Source organism: Mesobacillus subterraneus, from assembly GCF_003937825.1.
Lineage (GTDB): Bacteria > Bacillota > Bacilli > Bacillales > Cytobacillaceae > Mesobacillus > Mesobacillus subterraneus.
The window spans coordinates 159433-166596 of sequence record NZ_RSFW01000003.1; the positions used below are offsets into that span (position 1 = coordinate 159433).

Sequence of the window (7164 nt, forward strand, 5' to 3'; positions counted from 1 at the left end):
AATAGAAAAAGAAGGTTCCCTTAGGAACCTTCTTTTTATTCATAAAACTTTATGATTAAAGTTTTTGAACGTTAGCAGCTTGTGGTCCGCGAGCGCCTTGCTCAACGTCGAAAGATACTTTTTGACCTTCGTCTAATGATTTGAAACCTTCAGACTGGATAGCAGAGAAGTGTACGAATACGTCGTCTCCACCTTCGCGCTCGATGAATCCAAAACCTTTTTCTGCGTTAAACCATTTTACTGTACCTTGTTCCATTCCTGTTTACCTCCCAGTGCTTTACGCACATATGTTACTATCCTTGCCCAAAGTGATCATTAAGACGAAATAATTTCTATCCTTTACACCGAACAAAAATAATTCTCCTTAATAGTAACAGGATGTGGAAGAAATAGCAAATGAAATCTATGTTTTCATCGATAATCCACCATAAGTCCCCGAGCAGATGAGATATTTTATATTATTGAATGTCTTTTTTACTAGTAAAAGGCGTTTCGCTTCATTCTTAAATCTACTTAATCGTATGAAAGGAGGATTTTTCTGCCATTTCCTTTCCCTGATAAAATGATTCCCTTGTTTCAAATGGTAAATTAGTCATTAAGTTTGATTCTACCTGCATCATTCCCTTAAGATACACCTATTTGGATTTATTTTCCTATTTTCCCAACACTGACTTTCTAAGCATTTCCAGAATATTCAGATTTTACACCTATAATTCGACACAAATACAAGCTTTAAAGGGCTATTTTTTAGTTAGCACCTATTTTTACATAGAATCTGCGATGGAAGGAGGATCGCAATCGGTTTAAAACAGGAAAATACTTAGGAGGTAAGTGGATGAAACGTAAGCAAAAAAGATTATTATCCGTTCTTCTCACGACCGCACTAGTGTTGCCCATGCTTCTGCAGCCTCAGATGAATACTGCAGCGGCCAACAAAGGAGTAAGTGTTTCTGCTAAAGAAACGATTCAGACAGCAAGACAAAAGGTTAATCAGAAGTTATATGATCAATTTGGGAAACAGGAAAAAGTCACCTTTCTGATTAAAATGAAGGAACAGGTTGACACAAATGCTGTTGCCAAGGTGGCTGATCAAAAGGCGAGTTTAAAGAAAGCTACTCCGGCTAAGGCCAAATCAAAGAAGCGCTCGACGATCGTATCAGAGCTGAAGGCTAAAGCCCAGGAAACACAATATGATGTACTCCAATATCTGAAAGAACAGGAGCAAAAAGGAATCGCAAAAGATGTTCATTCCTATTTTGTGGTGAATGGAATTGCCGTAACAGCTACAAAAGAAGTAATGGAAAAAGTAGCTGGTTTCCAGGAAGTTGATAAAATCCTTCCAAATGAGACAAGGCAGCTGTTTGTTCCGGAAAAGTCAGCGGTAGCTGTTCAGGATCCTGCGGCTAAAACCACTTCGGTTGAGTGGAATATTGAACGGGTTGGAGCACCGGCGGTTTGGGACATGGGGATAGATGGCAGCGGAATAACGGTTGCTTCTATTGATACTGGTGTTCAGTGGAATCACCCGGCTTTACAGTCGCAATATCGAGGTTATGACTCGGCAACTGGTGAGGTTTCTCATGCTGATCACTGGTTTGACGCTGTCCGCGGGCAATCCGCACCATATGATGACCACGGACATGGGACTCACGTAACCGGTACAATGGTGGGTGTTGAAGCAGACGGTTCAAATGCAATCGGAGTCGCACCTGGAGCTAAATGGATCGCTGTAAAGGCGTTCACAGCTTCCGGAGGAACGGATGTTGATTTATTGGAAGCGGGTGAGTGGATCCTGGCTCCTAATGGAAACCCGGATTTGGCGCCTGATGTAGTTAACAACTCGTGGGGCGGCGGACCAGGGATGAATGAGTGGTATCGTCCAATGGTTCAGGCCTGGAGAGCGGCTGAAATCTTCCCTGAATTCTCCGCGGGCAATACAACTTTCAGTAATCCTGGCGGACCGGGATCTGTGGCTAACCCAGCCAACTATCCTGAATCAGTAGCTACTGGAGCAACGGATATCAACAATAACTTAGCAGGTTTCTCATTGCAAGGACCATCTCCATATGGAGAGATCAAACCGGAACTTTCAGCCCCTGGAGTCAATATTCGCTCTTCAGTTCCAGGAAGCGGGTATGAAGGCGGATGGAACGGAACTTCAATGGCAGGACCGCATGTATCTGCGGCAATCGCGTTATTGCTGCAGGCAAATTCAAGCCTGACTGTTGATGATCTTGAAGAAATTATCATGACAACAGCTCAGCCTTTAACAGACAGTACATTCCCTCAATCTCCTAATAACGGATATGGCGCTGGATTATTGAATGTATTCGATGCCGTGTCATCCGTAGTATCCGGGTTGGGGAAGGTGAAAGGCCAGGTAACGAAAGATGGAGACGACAGTGAAGCACCGGTATTGGATCATTCCCAACCTGCCACGGTTTTCGCAGGAATGCCAATTAACTTAGAGGCTTCAGCTGCCGACAACATCAGTGTAACAAATGTAGCACTTGAGTATCAATTGGAGGATGGATCGTGGACTTCTGTTTCTGCAGTACGAACAGGTGGAGACTATAAAAATGGAAACTATCGAGCAGATGTGCCAGGTGAGGCTATTTCTGGCAGCGAGTTCAATTACAAGTGGAAGGCAGTGGATTTTGGCGGCAATGAAACAGTAAGTGAACATCGTGTTACAGTATTGCCGGGGATCACGGTTGGATATGATCAAGATTTTGAAAATGATACTGCCGGCTGGACAACATACGGGGACGCCAACAGCTGGGAATGGGGGACTCCGACATCTGGTCCTGGTTCGGCATTCTCAGGTGAAAAGGTATATGGAACAACATTAGCAGGCACATACCAGAACCGTGCGAACATGTCTTTGCAAATGCCGCCGGTCGATTTGCCGGAAGGCAGCAGTTATCTGCAGTTCAAGCAGTGGTATAACCTAGAAAGAAACTATGATTACGGCCATGTCTTTGTTTCAACTGATGCAGTGAACTGGGTCCAGAAACTGCGTGTGAACAACTTATCTAATGGCTGGATTGACGGGGAAGTAGACTTAAGTGAATATGCGGGCCAAAGAATCTATATTGCCTTCAACGTCACAACGGATGGCAGTGTAGTTAGGGATGGCTGGTATCTGGATGATGTCCGCCTGGCGGATACCCCACTGGAAAACCCTTCTCTGGCACCGGCAGATGCTGGCAAGGACGATTCAAAAGCAAGCATGAAAGAGGAAGTGGATCCGAATAAGATTGCCATGACACTTCCTAATGTTAAAAAAGTTGAAAATGCTGCGTCACCAATGGCACTGCCAATGCAGGCAGTTGTGACAGTAGTGGAATCTGGTCGTTCAGTTAAAACCAACCCTGCGAACGGTAGTTACGAAATGACCCATGCTGCAGGCAGCTTTACAGTTATGGCAGAAGCTTATGGTTTCCGTACCCAAACCCAAACGGTAGAGATTGCACAAGATGGAGAGGCGACCGCCAACTTTAATCTTGAGGAGCTTCCTAAGGGTACAGTTACAGGAACCATCACTAACAAAGCAACTGGGGAACCTGTTTCGGGTGCGACTGTGTATCTTGTTGAGGATGCGAATATCGCACCAGTTTCAACTGATGAAAACGGACATTACTCTCTGACAGCATATGAAGGTGAGTATACGTTAAAGGTGATCGCTCCGCATTACTACAGCCAGGAAGCTGAAGTCGATCTTCAGGGCAATGTCGAGCTGAACTTTGAGATCAAGCCATTCATTGGATATCCAGGTGAAATTGGCTATGATGATGGAACTGCTGAAAATGCAAGAGCATTTTATGACGCTGGCAATGGATGGGCAGTAAAAATGTCCCTGGCGAAGGGCAATAAAAAAGCATTGGTCACGGGCGGTTTATTCCGCTTCTGGGATACGGAATGGCCTGTCCCTGGTGGCACAGCATTCAAAGTTGCCGTTTATGACGCTACAGGAACAGATGGCGGCCCAGGGAAGAAGTTAGCAGGGCCAATCGACGCAACTGCACTTAGAAATGGCGAGTGGACACATGTTGATTTAAGCAGCAATGGAATTGTGGTAGAAGGAGATTTCTATCTTGTATACATCCAGGCTGGTATCAATACCGTATCTCCAGGACTTGCAACCGACGAAAACGGCCCTAAAGCTTTAAGAAGCTGGCAACTCGTTGGCGGTGCATGGTCACCTTCTCCGGAAGCTGAGGGGAACTATATGATCCGTGCTGTCGTAGATTACGAGGTAACGGCTCCGACCATTTCCTCTCCTGTCGATGGTGCATATACAAATGAAGGAACGGTAACTGTCAAAGGTGAAGCAGCACCGACAACCACCGTTCATATCTACAATGATGGTGAAGAAATTGCCACAGTTGGTGCAAGTGATGAGGGTTCTTACGAAGTGGACGTTGAACTTCAGGAAGGTGAAAACATCCTGACGGCTAAAGCTTCAACAGTGCAGGGAGTTACAGACGCGTCTGAGGCCGTTGTTGTGAGTTATGATCCGCATGCTCCTGAATTGGCAATCACTTCACCAGCAGATGGCAGCAAGATCAATAAAGAAACAGTGACAGTTACTGGCACGATCGCCGATGACTACCTGGAAGAAGTAACCGTTAACGGAACGGCAGCCAAGGTAGAGGGGGGCAAATATTCTGCGAGAGTCATGCTGGATGAAGGTGACAATGAAATCAAAGTTGTTGCTAAGGATAAAGCGGGCAACACTTCAGAACAAGCAATCAATGTCGATGTAAAATTCACCGCACCAGTCATTTCAGATTTGAAACCGGCAGAGGATGTGACGCTCAAGAAAGGTGAAAGCGTAAAAATAGAGTTCACCAGCGAAGCTGATCTTGATGCCACGTTCGTCCTTCACATGCCTTTGACAAATGTGCAGACAACAAATGCAACTGAACTTCCATTGCGTGAGGTATCTCCGGGTTATTATGTGGGATACTACACAGCTACGAAAGATATGGTGGCGGATGGAGCGGTCATTGAAGTGAAAGCTGTAGATTCCTATGGTAATGAAACAAGAAAGACCGCAGATGGAAAGTTGTTCATCAACGTTAAGAAGAAAAACTAGGATTTAGTTCAAAAAGTGGAGCCCTCCGCTGATGGCGGATAGCTCCATTTTTTCATTTTAAAGTGATGTTGCTGATGATAAACCCACTTTCAGGCAGAGTTGGCATCCTGACAAGACTGTAGTTCAAATCCTGTTCAGGCACGTGAAACTCAATATCATTCACAAGAAATGCTACTGTCTCTTTCATGACTTCTATGGTAATCCCTTCACCTGGGCATCGGTGGCCTTTTGCAGGATCGCCTCCACCCTGCGGGATAAAGTCAAACAGATTGCCGTCCCAATCGTTAAATCGTTCCGGGAAAAATTGCAGGGGATTTTCCCATAATCGGGGATCATGATTGGTTCCAAACATATCAAGAAGGACGAGCATCCCCTCCTGGAATTCAGCTTCCTGCCATATAAAATCCTTTTTGACCCTTGCCCCCAGGAATGGGCCAAACGGATAAAATCTTCTTACCTCATTTACGAACATTTCAAAATAAGCATCATCAGCGGATTGAAGTTTCTCTCTTGCCTCAGGGTGTTCATGAAGGGCCAACGCAGAAAAAGTAATGAATGTGGCGATTGCTACAATGGGCCTCAAGACATTGATCAACTCGACAGCTGCCATATGTGAATCCAATAGACTCCCGTCAAGCTGTTTATGAAAAGCTATTTCGTAGATTGCTGATCCCTCACGAGCTGATATTTTTCCGGAGCGGACCTCCTTAATAATTTCTTCAATCCATTCTTCGGTTTTGGTTCTCGATCTGCGCCCTTTCCAATGTCTAGGGCCTACTGCACCAAAAGCATCAACCATGTTCATAAAATCTTCAGCCCGCTCTTTGACATCCGATTCATCAAGAGGGACACCGGCCCAGTTGCAAGCGACCCGGCATAATATCTCTTTAGACTCTTCGAAAAGGATCACTTCGTTCTTTTCTTTCCATTTGGTTACAGAATCCTGCCATTGCTCCCTTACAAGCTGGCCCAGCAGCTTCTGCTGAGGGGGAGTCATGAGTGACATAAAAAGCAATTTCCTATGTATGTGTCTTTGACCGTCCATCGTCTGGATGGCATCCTCACCGAAAAGAGACTTCTGGATTCGCTTAGGAGCTGCACCTTTTCTTTGGAAGCGGTCATTGTCATAAAAGATGCGGGCAGCTTCCTCACCGCTTATGCAAATCACCTGTTCACCAAGAAGCCGAGCGGTGAATATATCCGAATTGTACTTTTTCATCCGGTTTTGAATGAAAAGATACCCTTCTTTCATTAAAGTGATACTATTGTCCAGGCTTTTATCATGTGGAATACTCATAATAAATTGCTCCTTTTCCTTGTATGGTCTCTTACCTATTTACACCTATTAAAAAAAGATAAACTTTGCATTCAGTTTCATGGTCCGTAGATAAGCGATAAGTTATTCATCTAATCGCGGGGGTCTATCTTCAAGACGGAAAATGAATGAGGAAATAAAATTTTACAAATAGTAAGCGAAAAGGAGGTCAAGCTAATGGGAAAATGGAATGATGAAGGTGCCCCGAATAATAATCTGTCTTCTGAAACGATCGCAAGCTCAAAGCTTGTTGGCAAGAAAGGTATTCAGGCACATGAATTTTCTGAAGAGCTATCAGATGGTGGAGAAAGGGATAAGGCCATTGACCAGCAGTTAAAGGAGCACCAGCCTGGGATGTAAGCCAGGGGTAATATGTTGTCGTTAGAAAGTGATCTGGTTCAGATCACTTTTTTCTATTAATATAAGGGAGAGTTGTTTTAGGGTATCGGTGGAAATTCCTATTTTAGATGAAAACATCCAATATTAACATTGATTCGAAACTTGGAAGGTGTTATTCTAAGTTAGCTGCTCAGCAAAGCAGCAAAAATAACACTTTCAATATTACCATTATTTGTAGATTGTTTAATTGGCAGAACTGATGTTAATATGATAAAACACAGACGGCGAACATTACTGAAAATACACTTCAAAAAGTGTTGACAGTAACCTAGCAATCTGGTATTATATAAAAGTTGTCACTTCAGCAGCAACGACATTGCTCTTTGAAAACTAAACAAACAAGCGTCAA

General features: G+C 44.2%; 4 protein-coding genes. 2 read left to right on the forward strand and 2 right to left on the reverse strand.

Annotated features, from left to right (window positions below; genetic code table 11):
* Window positions 1–55 precede the first annotated feature (55 nt).
* Window positions 56–256 carry a cold shock protein CspC gene (cspC, locus tag EJA10_RS03025; RefSeq protein WP_125478528.1) on the reverse strand — a complete coding sequence of 67 codons (201 nt, stop codon included), beginning with the start codon at window positions 254–256 and terminating at the stop codon, window positions 56–58.
* A 579-nt stretch (window positions 257–835) separates the two neighbouring features.
* Here cspC and EJA10_RS03030 point away from each other — a divergent pair.
* Window positions 836–5101, forward strand: a complete 4266-nt coding sequence (locus EJA10_RS03030) for a S8 family peptidase (RefSeq protein WP_125478529.1) — start codon at window positions 836–838, stop codon at window positions 5099–5101.
* 52 nt (window positions 5102–5153) lie between these two features.
* Here the strand turns inward: EJA10_RS03030 and cypC are convergent, their stop codons facing one another.
* Entirely contained in the window at window positions 5154–6398 is a 1245-nt protein-coding gene (gene cypC / locus EJA10_RS03035; RefSeq protein WP_125478530.1) for a CYP152 family fatty-acid peroxygenase CypC, read from the reverse strand.
* Window positions 6399–6593: 195 nt separating this feature from the next.
* Between cypC and EJA10_RS03040 the strand changes: the two genes are divergently transcribed.
* Complete coding sequence (locus EJA10_RS03040) at window positions 6594–6776, forward strand: hypothetical protein (protein ID WP_125478531.1); 183 nt, start codon at window positions 6594–6596, stop codon at window positions 6774–6776.
* Window positions 6777–7164 lie beyond the last annotated feature (388 nt).

What these genes read in the sequence shown, in the direction of transcription:
- cspC (WP_125478528.1), bottom strand. Translation starts at nt 256, where the DNA reads ATGGAACAAGGTACAGTAAAATGGTTTAACGCAGAAAAAGGTTTTGGA.
- EJA10_RS03040 (WP_125478531.1), top strand. Translation starts at nt 6,594, where the DNA reads ATGGGAAAATGGAATGATGAAGGTGCCCCGAATAATAATCTGTCTTCT.
- EJA10_RS03030 (WP_125478529.1), top strand. Translation starts at nt 836, where the DNA reads ATGAAACGTAAGCAAAAAAGATTATTATCCGTTCTTCTCACGACCGCA.
- cypC (WP_125478530.1), bottom strand. Translation starts at nt 6,398, where the DNA reads ATGAGTATTCCACATGATAAAAGCCTGGACAATAGTATCACTTTAATG.